Genomic DNA, 22,865 nt, shown 5'->3' with positions numbered 1-22,865 from the left:
AATCTCACCGTTTTTATAGAGCAATAATCAACGAACTCTAATCAAGTCCCAGCTTTTTTAATCGATAACGCAACGTGCGAAAACTGACTCCCAGTAATCTTGCGGCTGCCGTACGATTCCATTTTGTTTTTTCTAAGGCATGCAAAATTAATTCTTTTTCATGTGCTTGCAATGCTTTCTCAAGATTCAGCGTTTCAGTTGGCGTGTGCAACATGCGTTGCTGTGTTTGCGAAAGCTGTAAATCGGTGACATCAATCGTCTTCCCATTACACAACGTCATAGCACGTTCTAATATATTTTCAAGCTCACGTACATTTCCTGGGAAAGAGTATGCTTGCAATGCTTGTAAAGCTGCTTTTGATAATACTGGCGGTTTTTGTTCTTGCTCTTTGGCAAGTTTTTGTAAAATATTATCCGCGAGCAAAGGAATATCAGAAGCTCGTTCCTGTAAAGCGGGAACATGCAACTCAATCACATTAATTCGATAATATAATTCTTGCCGAAATCGACCGGCAGCAATCTCGTCCTGTAGATTTTTATTGCTTGCACTTAAAATACGGACATCCACAGGGATTTCATTTAATGCACCGACAGGTTTGACGGCTTTTTCCTGAATCGCACGTAATAGTTTCACTTGCATGGCTAAGGGTAACTCCGCCACTTCATCAAGAAATAAAGTACCTCCAGCCGCCGCTACAAATAATCCCTGTTTATCATTAAAGGCACCTGTAAAACTTCCTTTTTTATGTCCAAAAAACTCAGACTCCATTAATTCACTTGGGATTGCGCCACAATTGATTGCAATAAACGGCTTTTCATTTCTTGGACCATACGCATGAATAAGGCGAGCAACCAATTCCTTGCCGACGCCTGATTCACCCTGAATAAACACTGGAGCCTGGCTACGTGCTAACTTACGAATATTTTGCCGTAATGTTTGCATGATCTCACTCTTGCCTAAGAGTAATTCATCCGGTGTTTCCGGCCGCTGATACATTCGTAATGCCGTATTAACGAGAGATTTAAGCATGGTTAAATCGACCGGTTTGGAAACATAATCAAAAGCGCCCGCTTTTAAGGTGTTCACAGCACCCTCCACATTCCCATAAGCTGTAATCACTGCCACTGGCAGTTGAGGAGATTGTTTTTGTATATAACGAACGATCTCATACCCATCTCCATCGGGAAGACGCATGTCCGTTAATACCAGAAAATATTCATTGTTTTTTATGCAGGTAATGCCCTCTTCAAATCCTGCGGCAATATCACAGGATAACCCCATGCGTTTTAATGTGAGGGATAGCAATTCACGAATATCAGGCTCGTCATCAATGACGAGCACTTTTTCATTGCTCATAATTTTATCTCATTGCCATAATTGAAATTAATACTAAAACAGCATCCCTGTTTACTTTCAACAAAATTAAGACGTGCCTGGTTTATTTCACAAAGATCCTTGGCAATAAATAATCCCATACCATTTCCACTTCTTAGCGTACTAAAAAAAGGGTCAAAAATATTATTACGTATTTCTTTTGTGATGCCTGGTCCTGTATCGCATAGAGTAAGCAGCATGTGCCGAACGTGTTCTTCAACAGCAATCGTTATATTGACTTCGCCTGTGCTATCTCGTCCATGTTGCATAGCATTATCGCAAAGAATAATTAACACTTGCTCGAGTTGACTCTTGTCAAAAACTACTTTTCTAGCCTTATTAAGCGGTAAATTAATCGTAATATTGCACTGATTAATGAGGCAAAATTCGTGCTTGAACTGCTGAAGAAATGAAGTCAAATCTATAGCTTCAGGTGAAGATTGCTGCCTTCTGGACATTTGTAAAACGTTTTTTATGACCTGGTTCATGCGCTCACAATTCTTAAGGATAAGCTGTTTTAACCGACTATCCTCCTCATTTAAATATTCCTCCTCTCCTAACAATTGAATTGCATGAGAAATAGCCCCCAAAGGATTACGCAATTCATGAGCAATACTTGCAGAAAAACGTCCCAGCGATGCCAGTTTTAATTGTTGCGCCTGCTGGGCAATATTCATCATATCGTCAATAATAATTAAAACCGCTGTTTTCTCAGCATCGGAAGCAGAAAAAAAATGCACCTGCAAATAAGGTTTATCAATCGTTGCTTGAGCAGACTGTTCGTTTGCCTGTTTTTGAGATAAAAATTGCAGATATTTTTTATATAAAGGCAGAGAAACTTCCTCTAAGGTAGAATGATTTTGTTGGAAGGCAAGATTTAAAAATTGGCGCGCAGCCTTATTAATCACTTTAATTTGCCGATTAGAATCTACATAAATCACGCCATATTGCAAACGTTCGACAATGTATTCATTTAATCGATGCATACTAGCCAGTTCTTTGGCACGATCTTGGGCCAAATGTTCGCTGCTGCGAATAAGACTTGCCAAATACCAAGCCGTCAGGGCCGTAGCAAAAAAACCTGCGCCATAAATTCCGGTGGAAAAAAAACCACTCAAATCGTTCTGATTACCATGGACATAGGCAGCTATGCTAATTGCTAATAACAAACAACTGGCAATCGCTGCAAAATAGATAGCCAGACGACCAGGAGCAAGGATGCTTAAAACAGCAATATAGGCATATAATAGAATCCCAAGCGCTGATTCAATGTATCCAATCTTATTAATTAAAAAGACTACGACAATAATATCAATGGTTCCAGACCAAAGTACCTGTTGTTCAAAATGGGGAAACCGTTGATACCATAGATAAAGAAAACTAATCCAAAAATAAAATAAGCCGTTAGTGACCCAATATAAACGGTCCAATCTGAACGATGATAAGCATCCAGCCAGAATACCCCAAATAAGGCAATAATGCTCCCCAGGCGATAAATATTATATACCAATAACAATCGCCACTGTCTTACCAGAGAGTAATTGTTTGATTTTTTTCCATTTGTGAAGTTCATTGGCTTTTAATAACTATAGGTCAGTCAGAGCAAGCATGCCAGTATTGTTTTTATTAATGGAATTTTTTTATGTTCATCAATTGATGCAATTTTTATTTTTTGCACTATGCTTAGAAACAGAGAGAAAAAAGACAGACAAATAAAAGGGAGTCACCATGTTAAACCAAAATCAATACAAAGAACCGGAATCAGAAAAAATAAATGAAGAAAATGCATCCAGCGCTCGCTTATTTTATTCCAATTACAATGCTTCGTCCTCAGGATTATATCCACCTTATGATTTTGATCTGGAAGAAGAATTTGATGCTGTACGCTCCATCAATTAAAAAAGTAAAAAAATTTTCAAAAGCGCTGCATTTTTCATAATACCACGTAATGCAGCAGCTTATTTTGATAGTGATTTTTTCTTGTATTCGCTAAAAAAATTTTAGATGAAAACTTAATAATACTTGCTCAAAAAATAGTATACGTTTAGACTCTTGGCCGGCAATTTTTTTCCGAACCACAAGGATATTTATGGCTGTACGTGTACTATCGTTTGATTTTGACGGTTGTCTTTTCAATGAAGCTTATTGCGAAGCTGCTTCTGATGACAAAAACATCATCGCTCATAATCGGGCTTTTTTGGAAAAAATAAAAGCTGAAAATCAACTCTTTAGTCATGTCACTGCATTCATCGGCTCAAACCGTCAATCCCTTGAAATCGACGAATTTTGCACGACCGATTTTAAAGGCTCCTGCTTCCCTGAGATAAAGCATATATGCGACTATCTTGGCGTCGATTTTGATCCTCTATTACTTGCGGATATTTGCGGCAAGCTGCCTGATGGAATGTCCTACGCCCGTGCCATAGATAAAGATTATACTGGCGAACATAGCGCCTGGGTATTTGATGCAAGCAAACTTATCATCTTATATGCTCAAATCCATAAAATGGCAAACCAGTATTCTGATGAATCGATTGTATTTGATTTTTATGATGATAAAGGTAAGGGATGTCGTGCAGAAGGTGATGACTTGCTGGAATATTTACAACAATTTTTTAATACTTATCCAGAATTGCTGCCTGCCAATGTAACCCTGCGCCTGAATCATTATGCCGGAAGCGACGTTTCCCCCTATACTCCTATACAAGGAACGGGCAGAATTGACCCAGCCTATCGCCAAACCATCCTCGATATGATCCAGATATCCGAGGAAGAGGCGTTCAGAAAATATCCCGATATTGACATGGAAGACAAAATTTCTGCCACGGATTTTGTCACGCCGGAATTATTACGATTAAAAGCGCAGCAACGTGCGCTCATCGCGCGTCCGCTTGAGCTTATAGAAGAAAGAATAGAACGGCTTCGTCGGCAACTGGAAATAGCACAAAAATTACACGAAGAATTATCAGCAAGCTCCGCCGGTTATTATCCTACGGTAGGCGAATTACGAATGCAGCTTGTACCAAATATTCTGGCGGCAAGGGATCAATTAAGTACCAATGATTCACTTTGGACTGAAAAAATGAGTGAGCATGCTCGCCATGTCTTAGAATTTGCACACAGTGAAACGATGCCAAGTATACGTTCAGCGGCCGCTTCTGGTCTACTGGTCTTCGCCTCTCCAGTAAAAACAGCAGGTGCCCCAGACCAACCTTCCGAAAAAATAATGGCAGCAGGAGCTGCTTTTGTTCCACAATAAGCACTATGACCCAAGAGAGAGCAAAGCCTAGCGTTTTCGTAAATACCACGATAAATCCACATGGTATTCCTTATCAACAAGGATTATCATAAAAGTATTTTGCTATGGACAACGCCCAATGGCTAAAAACATCCATCGGATTACTTCATGTTAGCATTCATCTCTCATCGCGATTGTCTTCTGCATGATATGGGAGCATCGCATCCTGAATGCCCAGAGCGTCTCAAGGTGATAGCCGATGCTGTCAAACACTCTCAGCTTGAAGAAAAAATTCATTATTACAATGCTCCATTGGCTAAAAAAGAAGATTTATTACGTGTGCACGATAAACAATATATTGATTACCTTTTTAATATAAATCCAGGCGAAAAAATCATACCACTTGACCCAGATACCTGGATGAATCAGCATACTTTACAGGCTGCCTTACGGGCCGCGGGCAGCGTCATCCTAGCCGTTGATTTGGTTATGAATAAAACGTGTGAAGCCGCGTTTTGTAATGTTCGGCCTCCAGGACATCACGCTGAAAAATCCCAAGCCATGGGGTTTTGTTTTTTCAATAACATTGCTGTTGGCGCAGCCTATGCTTTAGCGCGCTATGATTTAAAACGCATAGCCATTATTGATTTTGACGTTCATCATGGCAATGGAACAGAAAATATTTTTCAAAATAATGAACACATATTGCTTTGTTCATCGTTTCAATATCCTTTTTATCCTCATCATGAATTATTAACCAAGCAGGATCATATCATTCATACTCCATTACCTGCAGGTACCGAAGGAAAACAATTTCGCAAGCAAATAGAAAAGCAATGGCTAGGAAAGATCGATGCCTTTAAGCCTCAAATGATATTTATTTCCGCAGGATTTGACGGTCATCGCCAAGATATAATGGCCAATTTTCAGTTAGAAGACGATGACTATGTCTGGATAACGAAAAAATAAAACAGCTCGCTGATAAACATTGCCCAGGGCATCTTATTTCTGTGCTGGAAGGTGGATATGCTTTATCGGTTTTGGGTCAATCCGTCTTGCAACATATTTGTCACTTAGTTAATCCCCCCGTTTAAAGGAGAAAAACCCATGAATTCGATGCCGGCATGTCCCCAGTGTGGTTCTGTCTATACTTATGAAGATAACGACCTTTTTATTTGCCCCGAATGCGCCCATGAATGGACTAAAGACACCATTACAGAATCTCAGACGGCGGAGGATGTGATTAAAGATGCCCATGGTACGGTACTTCAGGATGGTGATACGGTCCAAATCATCAAAGATTTAAAAGTAAAAGGTTCCTCATCTATCATTAAAGTGGGAACCAAAGTCAGAAATATTAAACTGGTCGGCGGCGATCATGATATTGATTGCAAAATTGACGGCATTGGCCCCATGAAATTAAAATCCCAATTTGTGAAAAAAGTATAAACGCAGGCCATTCGTAGAATGTCACTGACTTTATCTAATGCCCCATTGAAGCATGTTATCCATTTCGGGCCACGTGTGCTTCTTCAGCCAGCGTGGCCATTATGTAAGGGCCCGCTTGCTGACGGATAATGTCATAAATACCGCCGTTCCCATTTTTCCAAGGCCAATAAATGTAATGTTCATAGCAATCGTCTTATCTCCATTCTTGGTTGACTTTTTCTAATCTAAGAGTTCGTCATCAAGATAACTTGGAACATAACAATGCCAGCCATATCGTTTTTCAATTTTTTCCTTAAGTGCTGCGGATGCGTCATTTTCTCCATAGGTGATAAATAATTTCTTTGGCACTTGCTTTACACCACCTAACCATGCCAATATCTCTTCATAATCTGCATGTGCTGATGTATTTTGCAAACGTACTATCTCTGCACGAATTGGAACCATCTGACCAAACATTTTTATTTTATCTTCTCCTCTTAACAGGCGATCTCCGCGAGTACCTGCCGCTTGAAATCCACACAAAACAATTGTGTTTCGCCGAAAGGAAAATCAATTAAGGAAATCCAAACCTTAAGTGATTTACAGAAAGACATGCAATTAATTAAAAACACTGCTCATTATTTTTGCGATTGAGAGTCTTTTACTTCCTGATATGTTGAAGAAATCCGACTGTCTGAGGCAAACGTTGCAATAGCTTTAAGAGCAATCAGCCATGCGTTCAACATTAAATGCAAGAGTTTTGTTGTCAACACACTAAACTTATGTTTTTGTACGGTCATGATAAGCACTTCCTATGCTAAATAAATACTGTCCTATTGCTATTATAATCATGATTATGCCCACCATTCCAGCCTGTTTAGGAAGATCATTTTTATAAAATTCAATCGTTTGCTGCCTGCGATTTTTCTGAATTCAGCTGAGATGTATTTTAAAACCCCACTTGCCTCAATGCGTTGTCTTCCTATTCCTATAGGCTTTTTTCCAAATGAACACGAAGAAACTTTCCGATCGGGCATAAACAGCGCGCTTATTGTACAATTTGTAGTCTATAATGTAAAAATGAAAGGATTTCGAGCTTCCGCATGAAGGTAATACATCTTGGCCAACTTCATAAATTACCGTTCGAGTACGGTCCAACTGATAACTATGTTCAAAAGTTTTTACAAAATCAACTTGAAATTGCCAAATATTTACGATATCACCTTGATAGTCCTGTATTGCTGGAAGGCTTGGAATACACGTCTGAACATTATACAGGTCCCATGAATCGAGTGGTTCAAACCATTTTTCCTGAGGCACTGCCGCGCCAAGCGACTGAACTCAATAAAATGCAGCGAGAATTTTTATATCAAATTGGTTCCGTCAGAACCCTTCATTATCTAGGTGAATTAACCCAAATCCACCGCGCCATTCGTCCTGAAAAATTAGAAGAAATCAATAAAACAGCAACCAGTGGTGACAGTCTTACCATCATTAAACCCAGGGAAGAAGAAGCCATTGCTTGTCTTCAAGAGGTCATTGCGCAAAAAGAATCTTGCCATGAAGTCATTCTGGTCTTTGGGGAATTTTATGATTTCCACCCACATTGTACAGAATATGGCTATGAGTATGAAAAAATAAATTGTGGTGCACCAAACGCTACCAAAGAAATGCACACATCAGATGATTCTTTAAAACGTCATGCTTTATCATCATTTAGAACAGCGAATTTATTTTTTTTCCGGCCACAAAAGGAAGAGGAAAAAAGCTATCATGTGAAAGGAAATTTATTTTTTACTATTAAAAGAAGTAATCATTCCGATTATCATTTAATGGTCTTATTAAATGGAGAAGAAGTCAATAAAGTGATTCTTTCAAAACGGGAGGCCCTTAAAATTGTTGCCAATCTGAGTAATCCCGACCGCCTAAGCTCTGTATTAAAATCCATGGATTCTACCCTGAAAATTGCAGACATTGTCGACGCAGCAGATGACATGCCAACCCCTTCCTAAGGGGGATAGTTGCATTAACCCCCTTAAAAATAAGGGGGGGTAGATAAAAAGAAAACATTGCAAGATTTATTTGATTTTTTCAATCGCCAAAGCTTGATCCATTGCTTTTAATACGGCAGCCATACGAATAGATGTTTGAATCGCTGATTTGGTTAAACCATGAGACATTAGTTGTTTTACATGCGAATCCATACATAAACCACAACCATTAATCGCTGAAACGGCTAAAGCAAGCAGTTCAAAATCAGCTTTTGCCATGCCATGTGACTGCAACCCATTCATCCGTAATTGCGCCGGCATGCTGGCAAACTCCTTATCACTGACAAGATGGATAAAGCGATAATACACATTATTCATTGCCATCAACGTTGCCGCAATTTTTGCGGCTTCTTCCAATGCTTGATGACAATGGCTGCCACCTTCTTCCTTAATAGCGGCAACCATAAGCTGGTTATTCAAACTGAAAGCAACGGCCAATGCCACTCCATAAAATTGCTCTGCCGTCAATCCGGATTGAGCGTAATTATTAAATAAGGCGCTCACATTCAACCGAATATCTTTTGCAAAATCCGGAAGAGAATTTTTCAATGGTTCAATCGCCATGATATCTCCTTGCATTTATTTTTAAATTAAAGTGTCTCACCACCTAATGGTCGATTACATGGGCATAATTCGTTGGTTTGCAATGCATCAAGAATTCGCAATATTTCTTGTGGATTACGACCAACATTCAAGGCGTTAACACTGACATGCTGAATGATATTATTAGGGTCAATAATAAACGTTGCCCGTAAAGCAACTCCTTCGGTTAAATCACGTATGCCTAACGCATCAGTAAGTTGTCCTTGAGTGTCTGCAAAACTATACTGATTTAATCCAGCTAAATCCTTATGCTCTCGTCGCCAGGCCAATTTTACAAATTCATTATCCGTACTGCCCCCTAGAATTACAGCATCTCTGTCAGCAAACTCACCTTGTAACTTGGCAAATTCAACGATTTCAGTCGGACACACAAAGGTAAAATCCTTAGGATAGAAAAAATAACTTTCCATTGTCCTGGAAAACTGTTTTCATTAAATTTTTCAAAAGCACTCACCCCATTTTCTTCATGATGATTAAACCCGGGCTTGACAACGATAAGGCTAAATTCCGGTAATTTTTGGCCAACAGTAAGCATAATCTTCTCCTAAATTGTTATTTCATCATGATAAGTTTACGATTGGTTCTTGATTATTTAAAATGAATAAAATAGGTAATTTTAATAGAAAAATCGATGATAAAACTTCCAAGCATCCGTCATTTGCAATATCTAATTGCTCTTTATGATCATCAACACTTTGGACAAGCTGCTGAATCTTGTTTTATCAGCCAATCTACTTTAAGTGCTGCAATCACTAATTTAGAAGAACAACTGCAAGCGCAATTATTGGAGCGTGATCATAAAACGTTTATTTTCACACCGTTAGGACATGAAATTGTACGAACAGGTCGAAAGATAATACAAGATTATGCAACTTTGGTTGAACATGCCCGTTATCATGGCCAACCGATGAAAGGCATTATGCGCTTAGGATGCATTCCCACCATTGCGCCATTTATCTTAAGTGATTTAATGACTTTAACCAAAAAACGATATCCTGAAATCCAGATGCTATTAAGAGAGGACACCACAGAAAATGCCCTGGATGCCTTGACTAAAGGCTATTTGGATTTGGTTATCCTTGCTTTACCTTATGAAACAAACCAATTTCATACTAGAGTACTTGCTCGTGATCCGTTTAAACTGGTATTACATCACGACTGGTTAACAAAAGGGTTTACAAAAGACATGCACCAGTGGCCAGATGAAAGCGTTTTTTTGTTGGAGCGCGAACATTGCATGACGAACCACGCATTGATGGCATGTCAGTTAAGAGATAAGAAAAAAATCAATCCCTTCTTTGCCACCAGCCTGCACACCTTAACTGAAATGGTCAACCATAAATTAGGTGTCACGTTTTTATCGCAGTTGGCAATCCAAAGTGGTATTTTATTAAAAACCAATTTGGTAGCACTCACTCCAACAGCAGAACAAGCCTATAGAGAAATTGGGATTGCCTGGAGAAAATCTTCTGTCCGCCAACAGGAGTTTCGATTGATAGGCGATATGATCACTGAATTATTAGCCAATAAAGGCATTCATGCCTAACCTGATTCTTTTATTTTAAAGTAGGCGCAAATGTTTTGAAGATACGCTGTAACTCCCCACGTCATCCCGAGTGCAGCGAGGGATCTCCAGCAACTGGCAGGTATTAAATTAATGTAAAAAACACTTGAAAAATTATGCGGTTATGATCAAATAGCTGCATGAATAGCAGAGCTGGAAAAACGACTGAACAAGAATAGCAGCAACAGCTCAAAGCCCCCCGTCAAGTGACGGGTTAGGCAAACTACCCCATACGACATCACTACGTGAAAATGGGAAACGTAACAGTGGTGGCCCAAAAGGCCACAAGGGCGAAACGTTAAAACAGATTAAATCACCAGATATTGTCAAAAACCATGTATTGCTAACATGCCCGGATTGTTATGGTTCATTAGTTTCAACGCCGGTGATTGGAATTGTGAAGCGCCAGGTTTTTGATATTCCACTACCCAAAATTGAAGTCACGGAACATCAGGCTGAAGTAAAATATTGCGAGTGCTGTAATAAAACGATAACAGCAGCATTTCCTGCAGGTGTTCTTGCCCCTGTCCAATACGGTGAAGTTATTCGTAGTTGGAGCGTGTATTATCAATATCAGCATTTTATTCCAGAAGACAGGCTGCAACAGTTGTTTTATGACCTGTACGGAATTCAACTGGCTACTGCAACACGGACTGGATATAACCGGATTGCCTTTGATACATTGGCATCATTTGAAGAATCGGTATTGTCTGCAGTCAAAACTGCTGCCGTAAAAAACCTGGATGAAACAGGGTTTCGTGTGGCCGGAAAAACACAATGGTTGCATGTGGCATCGACTAAAACGGCAACTTATTATCACATATCTCCAAAACGAAAATCATTACTGGATGGCCTTTCAGGTACCGTCATTCATGATCACTGGAAAAGTTATTACAATTTGGGAGGTGTGGAGCATGCCCTATGCAACCAGCATCACTTGCGTGAATTAAAAGCAATAACCGAGCATGACAAAGAACCATGGGCACAGGCTATGACCCGACTATTACGTGTTGCTCTTCGCTGTCGTCATTTTAATGCACATCATGCAATACCTGTTGCTCGCATCAAGCGGTTGACCAACATCTACAAGAAGATTATTCGAGATGGGCTGGCGTATCATGAAACGCTGCCGCCATTGCCATGCAAAGGCCAACAGGGTCGACAACCTTGACGGACAGGTCACAACCTCTTGTGGCGTTTATTTCATTACAAACAAGACGTTTTACGGTTTCTTCATGATCTGGCAGTTCCATTTACCAATAATGATGCTGAGCGTGATTTACGAATGATGAAATGCAAACAAAAAATATCCGGTGGTTTTCGGACCGCTCAAGGCGCTGAACAATTTGCTCGTATCCGAGGATTTATCAGTACGATCCATAAACAAGGATTAAGCATTATCAGTTCCATCCAATCTATATTTTCTGGTACTATCCCTGTGTTATCAGGAATCTGAGATAACAATACAGTCCAACAGAGCAAGGAATAGTATATGCATACGGAGTCTTGCGTTTACCTTCTGACCAATAAACACAATAATGTTTTGTATACCGGTGTTACCAATGATTTGATACGCCGTGTTTATGAACACAAAAATAAACTGGTGGCTGGATTTACCCAAAAATACAATGTGGATCGACTGGTTTATTTTGAAGTTTGTTCAGGCATCGTCATGGCTATTGAGCGAGAAAAACAAATCAAAGGGTGGTCTTGAAAAAAGAAGCATGATTTGATTAATGCATTGAATCCTGAATGGAACGATTTGTATCCATCGCTACTTTAAAAATTGTGCCACTGCAGGCAGATCCCTCGCTGCACTCGGGATGACGTGGGGAGTTACGATACGCTTATATTGGTTTAAAAATCATCAAATAAAAAATAATCAATACCGCAATAAATGCTGGCCAACCTAGATAAAACCAAAGACGCTCATAAGTCACATAACGTTTGGATAACCCAATCGACTCAGCCACTTCAGGCATGATTAATAATTGATGCATTTTAATTTGCAGCCAGACCACTGGCAACCAACAAACTCCAGCAAAAACATAAAGCCCTAATGACCACATGATCCACTTACTGGTGAACGGATAATGAAGAATATGCATTAACCAAAGACCCGTAATGGGTTGAATGATGATAGCAGGCGTAGTAAATACCCAATCCGCAATGACCACATTCCTTGCCGCAAACTGCATGGCCTGTAAATTCTTGCTTTGATTAGCTCGCCACATATAAAAAGCGCTGCCTAATCCTGTGCCGAAAATTAACGTGGAACTAATAATATGAACATATTTTAAAATGAAATAAAGCATGATTTCTTTCTCTTAACGCTCATCAGTCATTCCCATCCAAATTAGTACGGCAACTAAAATCGGAATATTTTTTAATAAAGGCCCCAGAGGATCGAGCCATAAACCAAAGGCTCCCACAGTCGCCACCATAGTATAAGCACCAATGGTTAACAGCTGCAGTATACCAAAAAACCATTTTTGACGAGTCATTACCATGCCTATGGCAAGAAAAACATCCCAAAAACAACTGATAACTCTTACAACAGAAACCATCGCGGAAGGGAACCCAAGATGATGCAACAGTTGTTCTGCTGCTTGCTGATTAGTTAGCAAAGGAATTATCCCGGAAAAAAACCAAAGTAAAAACAAACTGATCGTCAGAGCGGGTTGTAAGAAATATAATCTAGCATACCATCTATCTTGAGTCTGGCTTGGGTAAAAATTAAGGCCTTCCGGAAATGGAGTTAAATCAAAATTAAGCAATGCGCGTAATGCCTTATAATCACTCATGTTTTCTTTCAATATCATTTGATAAGAAACTGAATTCAGCGGGCCTGAAGAAAAGACATTACCAAACATGACGAACAGCTTAATGAGCCAATGAGGAATTGCGTAGGTTTTTGCAAAAGGCAACCCCAGCCATTGACGAAACGAAAGCAGAATTGATTTAACCGTTGCGGTTTTGGGCCCGACCACATCAATAACACCATGGTAATCTTGCTCTAAAAAATGCTCAATTACTCGAACCAAATCAAACATGGCAATGGGTTGAAAGCGAAATTGCCCAGAACCTATCAAAGGAATTGCATAGGGAAGAGCAGCCAAGGCACGTAATAAAGAAGTGCCGCCGTAAGCACCACTTGCATATACTAAAGATGGTCTTAAAACACAAGCCGATACGCTCATATTCAACAACGCCTCATCGGCTTTGCGTTTGGTAATAACGTAATCAATCTCAGGCCCATCAACCACTCCCAGAGCCGATATCTGAAGCACGCGTTTTATCTGCAATTGTTCACAAGCTTTAAATAATGCAACAGGTGTTTGATAATGAATATGATGAATATTTTGCTGTCGGGAAGCAGTCAAAACACCCGCACAATTGATTACAACATCAATATTCGCAAGGCGAGGTAACCAATCCGAGATATGAGTATCACGATTGAAATCACAAGATATCACCGTGGCTAATGGAAATCGTAATTGCGTTTGACAAACAGCGCGAACACAACATACAACTTGATGGCCGCCTTTTAAAAGATGGGCAACCAAATATCCCCCAATAAAGCCATTTGCCCCAGTGATAAGTATTCGCATAAATTATCATTAAAATTTAGCATGCATGGTCACTCTAATATAACCTCAAAATAGGGAAACTTTTCATACAACTTATGAAATTTTTAAGATTTATTTATCTTGACTGCAATTCTTGGCAAAATAATTTATTTATCTGAGCGCATTCATTACTGTGCTGATTAAGTCATCATTAGATGGAATAGGATCAGGCGCCACACTACTTCAAATAGGAGCATCGCGCCTGCTTTCTTCAAAGAAAGTGCTCCCAACAGGCTAAGTATCTAGGCAAAAACACGCATCACAACAACCTGTACATCCGATCTAATCTGGCCCATCAGTATTCACTTTTATTTCAAAATCAGGATACCGGCCCACAGAATGAAGATAATAAGGATTTCGTTGAATATCATCTTTATATCCTACAATGATTAATGTAATTATGATTAGAATGCTGATTAAAAACTCACTCATTTTGAATATAAATCCATTAATAAGCATTTTTTTGAATATATTATCATTTGCTTGTGATGTCAATCGCACCTAGATATAATTTCAATAAAAATTTTTGAATCCATTTTAAGGATATAGATGACACACGACAGGATTTTGGATGGGCACATATTAGCGATTGTGCAAAACCAGGAAATTCATGAACAAAGTGAATTACAGGATAAATTGAAAGAACGAGGTTATGACATCCCTCAAGCCACCCTCTCACGCCGGTTGAAAAAACTAAAAATTGCCAAAGTTGCCAACGTTTATAAAATTGTTGATTTTAATCTTCCCAATTTACCGATTGTTTTAAACATTCAAGTCTCTGAATTTGGCTTGATTGTGTTACACACGCACCCAGGTAATGCTAACAGCCTAGGTTATTTTATTGATCAAAAATACGTAGCGCTGCATTCACAATCTTCTAAAAAAACAGGAATTCTTGGCACCATTGCAGGCGATGACACGGTACTTCTAATTATTGAAAGTAAGGCGCAGCTGGAACCGGTTTTGCAGTTATTGCAAGAAGAATTCCCTTATTTGAAATCTTCTGCAATAACCCGCTAATCTCGAAAATGCTGACCGTGCTCTCATAACACAACACATTTACTTCCTATTTTCCCAGATTCACCTTCCGTGATGCAATGCAGTAAGAGCGTGGCCGTGCATTTTCTTTTAAATAAAATAAAAGCATCCATTTCTACATAGCTTGGCAATGACAATTCACATGGGGAAGCCCACTGCCTTTTGCGAATTTTTGTTGGCCTTGGCCTACATTCAGGCTCCTCTAAAATCGTATTATCCTGAATATTTTTAATCAACCTTGCAAGATATCCATCTTCATGTGTTGTACTTTGATAATTCGGAAGCCTTTCTTTAAAATAAGATAACAAATCCTCTTTGGAGCAATCAAAAAGCGCTGGATTCCTTGTTCTATACCATAAAGAAAGAATTTCGATTTCAAAAATACACGCATTTTCTTCTGAATTACTTATTTTTGCAGCCACATTAAAAGCATGGCCAACTTCATGAGTCAGGATGCCAATAATCTGCATCGAAGACTTTTCTAACAGATTTTCTTGAACAGCAATGGTTTTATTTTTTCCCAGGTTCTATGATATCGCCCTAATAATTTATATGTATTTTCGTTAACAAAAATAGCTGGATTGCTACCAACTCCAAGAAAATTATTAGGAGGCGTTAAAAAGTCAATTATAAGATCATCAATAGTCGCCTGAATTCCATTTTCAAGACCATGCCTTCCTGCGATACGACACTCCGTTATGATTCTTTGTATATCCTCTTTTGTCAGCATCGTGTTGCCCTCCGTGATTGTTAACATTCCTTTAAAACAATTAAACAGATAGCACCATTTAAACTTAAACTGATTCAAATATTTCGTCAAATTTTATTAATAAGCGCAGAGGTTAGATTACACCATTTTGTTTATATTATAAGCAAATCATGATTTTGCCCTGAATAAACGAAGAAGTCTCTTATTAGTCATGAAATAGCAAGCGTGTCGCTCGCTTCCTTGGCTGGCAGCATGAAAGCATTTGTTAGGGGGTTTGATAGTAATCAAGATAAGAGTCTTACAAATTTGGCTCGATAATAAGACGCATTGGTTATAATATGCGCATCATTTACTAAAATACTGACCCTCACTTTTAGCTGCTGTTCTTATTATGCCTTGTGCTGTGGACAACATTTTTTAAGCGGGATTAAAACCATTCATTGAAAATTGTTCCATTGCCTGACATAGTTCGTCACCATCATTATATACTTCTTCAGTAAACTCATATTGTAATACAGGTGGGTTTCCGCCATTTAAGCTCGCTAAGAAAAGCATCATACTTTCTTCCTCATAAATAGACGAACTAACGATATCATTCTCAAAGTCAATGAAATTCAGCTCATCCATTGGATATATATCATTATCAATTTTTGATATCCAGCCATCAACAAATAAGACTCTTGAATTAATATGTTCCCATAAGTAATTGATAGGCAACTCTATTTTAACAAAAGCATGATTTGAACCATTCATAAAATCTACAAAACATTTACTAATCACAGTACCCTGAGGTAGACCCGCTATATGTTTTAAATTATATGCTATCAAATCAGCAAATTCTCCACACTGCCCCGTCCGAGTCATCTTGGTATTCATTACCCTATGAGCCAGATTGGAATAATCTTTATTAAAAAATCCTATTTGTTTTCTAGCCCACACAATATCGCCATGACCTATATTTTTGTTAGGCACGTGATAAATAGTATAGAAGGCTGATAAAATTGGACTTTTGATGTATTGAATGTTTAGCAACATATTGAATAGCCCTTTTGTTTGATAAAAACAAATCGATTGGAAAATATTATACCAATTGTATATATTTAAATCAACATGCACTATGGTACGCTTAAAGGGGAGCAATAGGATGACAAATCATCCACCGCCCAGAAAAAATTTAAATGTAACAGATATAGAGCTAATACGTAGTAACTCCCCACGTCATCCCGAGTGCAGCGAGGGATCTGCCTGCAGTGGCACAATTTTTAAAGTAGCGATGGATACAAATCGTTCCATTCAGGATTCAATGCATTAATCAAATCATGCTTCTTTTTTCGAGACCACCCTTTGATTTGTTTTTCTCGCTCAATAGCCATGACGATGCCTGAACAAACTTCAAAATAAACCAGTCGATCCACATTGTATTTTTGGGTAAATCCAGCCACCAGTTTATTTTTGTGTTCATAAACACGGCGTATCAAATCATGGGTAACACCGGTATACAAAACATTATTGTGTTTATTGGTCAGAAGGTAAACGCAAGATTCCGTACGCATATACTTCCTTGCTCTGTTGGACTGTATTGTTATCTCAGATTCCTGATAACACAGGGATAGTACCAGAAAATATAGATTGGATAGAACTGATAATGCTTAATCCTTGTTTACGGATCGTACTGATAAATCCTCGGATACGAGCAAATTGTTCAGCGCCTTGAGCGGTCCGAAAACCACCGGATATTTTTTGTTTGCATTTCATCATTCGTAAATCACGCTCAGCATCATTATTGGTAAATGGAACTGCCAGATCATGAAGAAACCGTAAAACGTCTTGTTTGTAATGAAATAAACGCCACAAGAGGTTTTGACCTGTCCGTCGAGGTTTGTCGACCCTGTTTGCCTTTGCATGGCAATGGCGGCAGCGTTTCATGATACGCCAGCCCATCTCGAATAATCTTCTTGTAGATGTTGGTCAACCGCTTGATGCGAGCAACAGGTATTGCATGATGTGCATTAAAATGACGACAGCGAAGAGCAACACGTAATAGTCGGGTCATAGCCTGTGCCCATGGTTCTTTGTCATGCTCGGTTATTGCTTTTAATTCACGCAAGTGATGCTGGTTGCATAGGGCATGCTCCACACCTCCCAAATTGTAATAACTTTTCCAGTGATCATGAATGACGGTACCTGAAAGGCCATCCAGTAATGATTTTCGTTTTGGAGATATGTGATAATAAGTTGCCGTTTTAGTCGATGCCACATGCAACCATTGTGTTTTTCCGGCCACACGAAACCCTGTTTCATCCAGGTTTTTTACGGCAGCAGTTTTGACTGCAGACAATACCGATTCTTCAAATGATGCCAATGTATCAAAGGCAATCCGGTTATATCCAGTCCGTGTTGCAGTAGCCAGTTGAATTCCGTACAGGTCATAAAACAACTGTTGCAGCCTGTCTTCTGGAATAAAATGCTGATATTGATAATACACGCTCCAACTACGAATAACTTCACCGTATTGGACAGGGGCAAGAACACCTGCAGGAAATGCTGCTGTTATCTATTACAGCACTCGCAATATTTTACTTCAGCCTGATGTTCCGTGACTTCAATTTTGGGTGGTGAAATATCAAAAACCTGGCGCTTCACAATTCCAATCACCGGCGTTGAAACTAATGAACCATAACAATCCGGGCATGTTAGCAATACATGGTTTTTGACAATATCTGGTGATTTAATCTGTTTTAACGTTTCGCCCTTGTGGCCTTTTGGCCACCACTGTTGCGTTTCCCATTTTCACGTAGTGATGTAGTATGGGGTAGTTTGCCTAACCCGTCACTTGAGGGGGGCTTTGAGCTGTTGCTGCTATTCTTGTTCAGTCGTTTTTCCAGCTCTGCTATTCATGCAGCTATTTGATCATAACCGCATAATTTTTCAAGTGTTTTTTACATTAATTTAATACCTGCCAGTTGCTGGAGATCCCTCGCTGCACTCGGGATGACGTGGGGAGTTACAATACGTATTTAATGAAAAAATAATCTTCATCAGAAAGATAGGATTGATGTATTGGGAACCAAGATAATGTATCAACGTTTCTAAATAATCAGCACAAATTAAATAAATTACATGAACTGTTACACCTCATGGCAGAGCAGGAAAATCTCAAACGATAAAATCGACATTGAAAAAGCACATGCCAAGCAAAACTGAACAACGGTTGAAAATTGGCCCACAAAATGAAAATCGCTTGTCAATACCTGGAAAGTCAATGCAAAATTACCCTTTATATCTTTTCCTTATATCAACTCCTATCTGTTTTCTATGGCATAGGAGTTTACTCGATAGCTAAAACAGCATCCAACAATGAGACATAGGCTTTGCAGGACAATTGCGTGTCCTGTAAATATCGCTTAATGAATAAATCCAGCGACGCCTTTTTGGATTTTGGAGGCGTCCCACCTTGAGTTTCAAGCGTTAATGCTATTGCTGCGTTAATAACCGCCATATGCTCCAGTATGTTGCATATGTTCAAACTTTGTTCCTCAAAGTTTAACAATTTCATTGTTTTTATATCAGCCATTAAGTCATCAATCTTGCTTTTAAATAATGGTTTATGCGAATTATTATCATCCACTCGTTCTAATTGTTCGAATAAATAAGCAAGAAATAATTCATCCACATTAAATTTATGCATATCTCTTAAAATTTGCATCCACAAGGTAAAATGTGTGCCCTCCCAATTTTCGCAAACAATACAATCTCTTAGTAACCGCGGTAGAGAAGAAAAACTTTCAATGGTACCGTTGCCGGCTAATACATCAAGGCAATGATGAATATTTTCCACACAACGTTGGGCTGTAAAAATTTATTTAAATTGGCCAATGTTCTTAACAACCATAATTGCTTTTTCAATTGCTTTTCTCGTGGTTGACTATCAAGTTTATCCTGCTGCTGCACCATCTGAAAAATACTGGCAAGCATGGCGATATTTTCTGCCTTAATATGAGCCAACTTTTCTTTGACTAAAGGATAATCAATAATAGGGTGAGCAAAAGCCAATCGATTACAAGCATAATAATAAGCAATTTGATAAGCGCGTCTGGCCATTCCTAACACTGCAAATGCATTGAAGATTCTTGATAAATGCAATACATTTTCCATGACCAAATGAATTCCTTCGGTAACATCCCCCATGGGATAGGCAAACGCTCCATCAAAGTCAATTTCCGCTGTTGCCATGGTTCTGGTGCCAATTTTCTGTTTTAAACGTCTTAATCGGTAATGATTTTGACTGCCCTTCGGCAAACGACTTGGAACCAAAAATAATCCTAATCCTTGAGTTCCTGGTAACTCTCTATTAAAACGTGCGGTCATTAAAATCAAATCGGCATTGGCATTGGAACAAAACCATTTTTCGCCAGTAATTCGCCATTGCTGTTGTTCATCTAAATGTGCTTGTGTTGCATTTGCGCCCACATCAGAACCGCCTTGCACTTCAGTTAAGAATTGTGCGCCTGTGTAGTTATCACGAAAAGACGGCTCCGTTAATTTATCCAGATAATCGTGGGTTTCCTTCAGATTAGAATAATGACTTAATACACGAATAACACCAGCAGAACAGGCAATAGGACAATTATGTCCTGCTTCTCCCGCATGGGAAGACAATAAAAACAAGCTTAGGGTTTTTAGCATCTGACCAGGTGCCAGTAGATAGCGCATTAGACCAGAACCGTAAATGATGTCCCCTGCTCTTTCGTAGGAAGGATGATGTATAACCTTATCCTGCCGCTCCCCAATTGCATTATATTGTTCAAGGCCAGGAAGATTGACATCTAAGTTATTTTCCATGACAACTGGCTCTAATTCATTAGCCACCGCCGCTGAAAAATCAAGGAGTTGTTGGATAAACTCTGGATCATCAGGAAAATACAATCGATAAGTATGCAGCAAACAAGATTGCTTCAATAATATACTTTCTCTAAGTTGGACATTCCATTTTACAAAGTGCTCTCTTGCTTCTTGATATGAATCTTTATTAATCATTTTGCCTCCTGCTCTCTTGCACTTAATGGTTTTACTGTAGCAAAGAACTTTTGTCTTCGTACAGTACAACCCCATTTAACCGTCGACTAAACCTGCCAAAATTCAATGGAAAAAAGATTATTTAGCTACAAAAAAATACTGATTGCTGCCAGAAGAAAATGCATCTAAGCGGCGCACCTATTTAAAATACAAATGCCTGTTTTGCGCCTAGCGCGTAGACAAAAACTATTCAAGAATTAGATGCGTTTACCTTGCTATCTCTGCTAAACAGTTGGCGAATGATAAATTTCATGATAGTGTAATCGCCTTACTGCTCATAATTTTTACATACCAGTTGTATCACATGCCGCTCCCGTCTCTGGGATAATGGTAATTATTTAATTTTAAAATTTACTTTTTATTTGGCTTGATAAAGGATTTACTAAGATGTCTAATACATTTTTAAAAAAATAAAACTTCCAGTTTGTCTGCTTGCCATCCTCATTGCCCCTCTTTTTTCGGTCCATATATTCCCCTTGAAATCAAATCTATTAGTTATGCTCTAAGTTTGAGCATGAAAAGCATTCTTGAATTTTTATTACCTTTTATTATTTTCAGCTTTGTTTTTTCTTGTCTGGCTAATTTACAGAAAGGAGCAGTTTTTTTTGTGTTTTTATTGGTGACGTGCGTCTTCTTTTCCAATCTGTTAGCACTCATGCTTGGCTATTCATCCGGTTGTTTAGGCCTTAATTTGCTTCACTTTAAAGAAACCGCCGTGGGAATATCATCGCCACTGGCTCCTGCATGGCAATTTCATTTAAACAAGCTAATATCCAATGACATTGCCTTATTAATTGGCTTTATCACGGGAATTTTCTTTTCTATCTGGCCAAATGAAAAAGCAAAAATGATTGCAGACCGCTTAAACAGGTTATCGAATGGTTTTCTAAGAAAAGTATTTATTCCAGTCTTACCTCTATTTATTCTGGGCTTTGTCTTCAAATTAGAATATGAACAAGTATTACAGACCTCTTTAAAAATATATGGCCCTATCCTCATTCTTGTCATCATTACTCAATGGCTATACTTAAGTTTCTGGTATCTTGTAGCCAGTAATTTTTCCATTAAACAAATGCTTTTTTATCTCAAAAATGTATTGCCTGCGAGTTTAACTGGCCTAAGCACCATATCAAGCGCAGCCTCAATGCCGGTATTACTGGTATCCACTGAAAAGAACTTAAATAACCCACAACAAGCTAAAATGCTTGTTCCTGCCATTATTAATATCCATACCATTGGCAGTGCTATTGGCGTCCCTATTTTAAGCCTGGCTACTATTTCTACTTTTGGTCTACCTATTCCTTCTCTATCGACGTTTTTTATTTTTGCTTTATATACAGCACTTGCAAAATATGCCGTAGCTGCTGTGCCTGGTGGAGTGATTATTGTGGTCACACCATTATTGGAAGCCCATCTTGGTTTTTCAAGCGACATGATAGGATTAATCACTGCGGTATACTTAATATGCGATCCATTTGGAACAACCGCTAATGTTACAGGAAACGGAGTGTTCCCTATTCTATTTACTAAATTACATGCTAAATTAAAGCAGCTGCAACTGCCGGACTTTCTAGGCGCAAAAAAGCCATCCATAAAAAGAATTCATGGTGTCGAGTAATGCATCGACACCACCCATTACACTTCTCACTTCAAAATACGGTGTTCAGACGACCTGAAGCGGACTAAAATAAATCCATACATCACTCCATGGAGATAAACGTTATGGCAATATGGTTCAGACCAATCACCCCAGATGATCTTAATCGACGAGGAGAACATACTCTGGCTGATTTTCTTAATATTCGCTTTATAGAAGTTGGAGAAGAGTCTCTTACTGCAACCATGCCAGCCAATGAACGAACAAAACAGCCTATAGGTATTATTCATGGTGGTGCAAACGTTGTTTTGGCAGAAACCGTTGCCAGTACCGCAGCAAATGCTGTGATTGACTTAAATAAATGTTATTGCGTCGGGCTGGAAATTAATGCCAACCATATCAGACCAGTTAAAGAAGGCATTGTTACGGCCATTACTCGCCCCATTCATCTAGGGCGCACAACCCAAGTATGGCATATTGATATTTTCAATGAAGAAGGTAAGCAAACGTGCGTTTCAAGGATGACTGCCTCTGTGATTTCTCGATCATTTAAATAA

Annotated in this window: 27 protein-coding genes and 3 pseudogenes; 12 read left to right on the top strand and 18 right to left on the bottom strand. The window is 38.9% G+C overall.

Annotated elements, in window-relative coordinates:
* Positions 1–37 precede the first annotated feature (37 nt).
* Positions 38–1,357 (bottom strand): sigma-54-dependent transcriptional regulator, encoded by a 1,320-nt coding sequence (locus tag LOA_RS06405; protein ID WP_025385618.1) that lies wholly within the window; start codon positions 1,355–1,357, stop codon positions 38–40.
* Complete coding sequence (locus LOA_RS06400; RefSeq protein WP_238551355.1) at positions 1,354–2,805, bottom strand: sensor histidine kinase; 1,452 nt, start codon at positions 2,803–2,805, stop codon at positions 1,354–1,356. Before LOA_RS06400 ends, LOA_RS06405 begins: the two co-directional genes overlap by 4 nt.
* Before the next feature lie 298 nt (positions 2,806–3,103).
* Here LOA_RS06400 and LOA_RS14685 point away from each other — a divergent pair, with 298 nt between their 5' ends.
* From LOA_RS14685 to LOA_RS06385, 4 genes are all read left to right on the top strand, one after another.
* On the top strand, positions 3,104–3,274 hold the full coding sequence (locus tag LOA_RS14685) for a hypothetical protein (protein ID WP_155831636.1): 171 nt from the start codon (positions 3,104–3,106) through the stop codon (positions 3,272–3,274).
* A gap of 190 nt (positions 3,275–3,464) precedes the next feature.
* A complete protein-coding gene (locus LOA_RS13750) occupies positions 3,465–4,634 on the top strand; it encodes a hypothetical protein (RefSeq protein WP_025385617.1) in 1,170 nt (389 codons plus the stop codon).
* Between the two features lie 147 nt (positions 4,635–4,781).
* Positions 4,782–5,582, top strand: coding sequence for a histone deacetylase family protein (locus LOA_RS06390; RefSeq protein ID WP_202961899.1), 801 nt, complete (start codon positions 4,782–4,784; stop codon positions 5,580–5,582).
* 138 nt (positions 5,583–5,720) lie between these two features.
* Positions 5,721–6,062: a zinc ribbon domain-containing protein YjdM gene (locus tag LOA_RS06385; protein WP_025385616.1), complete on the top strand. Its 342-nt coding sequence runs from the start codon at positions 5,721–5,723 to the stop codon at positions 6,060–6,062.
* A 219-nt stretch (positions 6,063–6,281) separates the two neighbouring features.
* On the opposite strand, the gene LOA_RS06380 is transcribed toward LOA_RS06385, so the two are convergent.
* Together LOA_RS06380 and LOA_RS14680 are read right to left on the bottom strand one after the other, a co-directional pair.
* Positions 6,282–6,584 carry an MBL fold metallo-hydrolase RNA specificity domain-containing protein gene (locus LOA_RS06380; RefSeq protein WP_237758039.1) on the bottom strand — a complete coding sequence of 101 codons (303 nt, stop codon included), beginning with the start codon at positions 6,582–6,584 and terminating at the stop codon, positions 6,282–6,284.
* 95 nt (positions 6,585–6,679) lie between these two features.
* A complete protein-coding gene (locus tag LOA_RS14680; RefSeq protein WP_155831635.1) occupies positions 6,680–6,841 on the bottom strand; it encodes a hypothetical protein in 162 nt (53 codons plus the stop codon).
* Positions 6,842–7,144: 303 nt separating this feature from the next.
* Between LOA_RS14680 and LOA_RS06370 the strand changes: the two genes are divergently transcribed.
* Positions 7,145–8,053: a hypothetical protein gene (locus LOA_RS06370; protein WP_025385613.1), complete on the top strand. Its 909-nt coding sequence runs from the start codon at positions 7,145–7,147 to the stop codon at positions 8,051–8,053.
* Between the two features lie 66 nt (positions 8,054–8,119).
* Here LOA_RS06370 and LOA_RS06365 read toward each other — a convergent pair whose 3' ends face one another.
* Complete coding sequence (locus LOA_RS06365) at positions 8,120–8,656, bottom strand: carboxymuconolactone decarboxylase family protein (protein WP_025385612.1); 537 nt, start codon at positions 8,654–8,656, stop codon at positions 8,120–8,122.
* Between the two features lie 26 nt (positions 8,657–8,682).
* Positions 8,683–9,230 (bottom strand): annotated as a pseudogene (locus LOA_RS06360) (peroxiredoxin).
* Positions 9,231–9,326: 96 nt separating this feature from the next.
* On the opposite strand from LOA_RS06360, the gene LOA_RS06355 reads away from it, so the two are divergent.
* The 4 genes and pseudogenes from LOA_RS06355 (at position 9,327) to LOA_RS06340 (ending at position 11,973) form a co-directional block, all read left to right on the top strand.
* Positions 9,327–10,241, top strand: coding sequence for a hydrogen peroxide-inducible genes activator (locus LOA_RS06355; protein WP_025385611.1), 915 nt, complete (start codon positions 9,327–9,329; stop codon positions 10,239–10,241).
* A 193-nt stretch (positions 10,242–10,434) separates the two neighbouring features.
* Entirely contained in the window at positions 10,435–11,430 is a 996-nt protein-coding gene (gene tnpC / locus LOA_RS06350; protein ID WP_118996644.1) for an IS66 family transposase, read from the top strand.
* 12 nt (positions 11,431–11,442) lie between these two features.
* Positions 11,443–11,715: pseudogene (locus LOA_RS14465) on the top strand (IS66 family transposase); the annotation flags it as partial.
* A 36-nt stretch (positions 11,716–11,751) separates the two neighbouring features.
* Positions 11,752–11,973: a GIY-YIG nuclease family protein gene (locus LOA_RS06340; RefSeq protein ID WP_042238781.1), complete on the top strand. Its 222-nt coding sequence runs from the start codon at positions 11,752–11,754 to the stop codon at positions 11,971–11,973.
* A gap of 133 nt (positions 11,974–12,106) precedes the next feature.
* Here the strand turns inward: LOA_RS06340 and LOA_RS06335 are convergent, their stop codons facing one another.
* Both LOA_RS06335 and LOA_RS06330 read right to left on the bottom strand, forming a co-directional pair.
* Positions 12,107–12,574 (bottom strand): DUF2269 family protein, encoded by a 468-nt coding sequence (locus LOA_RS06335; protein ID WP_025385610.1) that lies wholly within the window; start codon positions 12,572–12,574, stop codon positions 12,107–12,109.
* 12 nt (positions 12,575–12,586) lie between these two features.
* Positions 12,587–13,870 carry an SDR family oxidoreductase gene (locus tag LOA_RS06330; protein WP_025385609.1) on the bottom strand — a complete coding sequence of 428 codons (1,284 nt, stop codon included), beginning with the start codon at positions 13,868–13,870 and terminating at the stop codon, positions 12,587–12,589.
* Between the two features lie 567 nt (positions 13,871–14,437).
* Between LOA_RS06330 and LOA_RS06320 the strand changes: the two genes are divergently transcribed.
* Complete coding sequence (locus LOA_RS06320; protein WP_025385607.1) at positions 14,438–14,908, top strand: arginine repressor; 471 nt, start codon at positions 14,438–14,440, stop codon at positions 14,906–14,908.
* A 23-nt stretch (positions 14,909–14,931) separates the two neighbouring features.
* Here the strand turns inward: LOA_RS06320 and LOA_RS13745 are convergent, their stop codons facing one another.
* The 10 genes and pseudogenes from LOA_RS13745 to LOA_RS06295 form a co-directional block, all read right to left on the bottom strand.
* A complete protein-coding gene (locus LOA_RS13745; RefSeq protein ID WP_052335909.1) occupies positions 14,932–15,396 on the bottom strand; it encodes a hypothetical protein in 465 nt (154 codons plus the stop codon).
* An 11-nt stretch (positions 15,397–15,407) separates the two neighbouring features.
* On the bottom strand, positions 15,408–15,656 hold the full coding sequence (locus LOA_RS13740; protein WP_052335908.1) for a hypothetical protein: 249 nt from the start codon (positions 15,654–15,656) through the stop codon (positions 15,408–15,410).
* A 396-nt stretch (positions 15,657–16,052) separates the two neighbouring features.
* Positions 16,053–16,751 (bottom strand): hypothetical protein, encoded by a 699-nt coding sequence (locus LOA_RS06310; protein WP_025385606.1) that lies wholly within the window; start codon positions 16,749–16,751, stop codon positions 16,053–16,055.
* Positions 16,752–16,897: 146 nt separating this feature from the next.
* Entirely contained in the window at positions 16,898–17,188 is a 291-nt protein-coding gene (locus LOA_RS06305) for a GIY-YIG nuclease family protein (protein ID WP_025385066.1), read from the bottom strand.
* Positions 17,189–17,222: 34 nt separating this feature from the next.
* Positions 17,223–17,561, bottom strand: coding sequence for an IS66 family transposase (locus LOA_RS15795; RefSeq protein ID WP_274544667.1), 339 nt, complete (start codon positions 17,559–17,561; stop codon positions 17,223–17,225).
* 112 nt (positions 17,562–17,673) lie between these two features.
* A pseudogene (locus tag LOA_RS15790) lies at positions 17,674–18,189 on the bottom strand (IS66 family transposase); the annotation flags it as partial.
* Complete coding sequence (locus LOA_RS14675) at positions 18,186–18,335, bottom strand: IS66 family transposase zinc-finger binding domain-containing protein (protein WP_274544665.1); 150 nt, start codon at positions 18,333–18,335, stop codon at positions 18,186–18,188. The pseudogene LOA_RS15790 and the gene LOA_RS14675, both read right to left, overlap by 4 nt.
* A 38-nt stretch (positions 18,336–18,373) precedes the next feature.
* Positions 18,374–18,520, bottom strand: coding sequence for a DUF6444 domain-containing protein (locus tag LOA_RS15265; RefSeq protein WP_420324037.1), 147 nt, complete (start codon positions 18,518–18,520; stop codon positions 18,374–18,376).
* Positions 18,521–18,963: 443 nt separating this feature from the next.
* Positions 18,964–19,323: a hypothetical protein gene (locus LOA_RS15260; protein WP_238551354.1), complete on the bottom strand. Its 360-nt coding sequence runs from the start codon at positions 19,321–19,323 to the stop codon at positions 18,964–18,966.
* A 116-nt stretch (positions 19,324–19,439) separates the two neighbouring features.
* The gene (locus LOA_RS06295; RefSeq protein ID WP_238551353.1) at positions 19,440–20,672 is read right to left on the bottom strand and encodes an acyl-CoA dehydrogenase family protein; all 1,233 of its coding nucleotides are present in this window, start codon (positions 20,670–20,672) and stop codon (positions 19,440–19,442) included.
* Positions 20,673–21,135: 463 nt separating this feature from the next.
* On the opposite strand from LOA_RS06295, the gene LOA_RS06290 reads away from it, so the two are divergent.
* Together LOA_RS06290 and LOA_RS06285 are read left to right on the top strand one after the other, a co-directional pair.
* Positions 21,136–22,329 (top strand): cation:dicarboxylate symporter family transporter, encoded by a 1,194-nt coding sequence (locus LOA_RS06290; RefSeq protein WP_081726634.1) that lies wholly within the window; start codon positions 21,136–21,138, stop codon positions 22,327–22,329.
* Between the two features lie 104 nt (positions 22,330–22,433).
* A complete protein-coding gene (locus tag LOA_RS06285) occupies positions 22,434–22,865 on the top strand; it encodes a hotdog fold thioesterase (RefSeq protein ID WP_025385604.1) in 432 nt (143 codons plus the stop codon).

The organism is Legionella oakridgensis ATCC 33761 = DSM 21215, assembly GCF_000512355.1.
GTDB lineage: Bacteria > Pseudomonadota > Gammaproteobacteria > Legionellales > Legionellaceae > Legionella_A > Legionella_A oakridgensis.
This window is presented reverse-complemented; position numbering and strand designations above follow the sequence as displayed.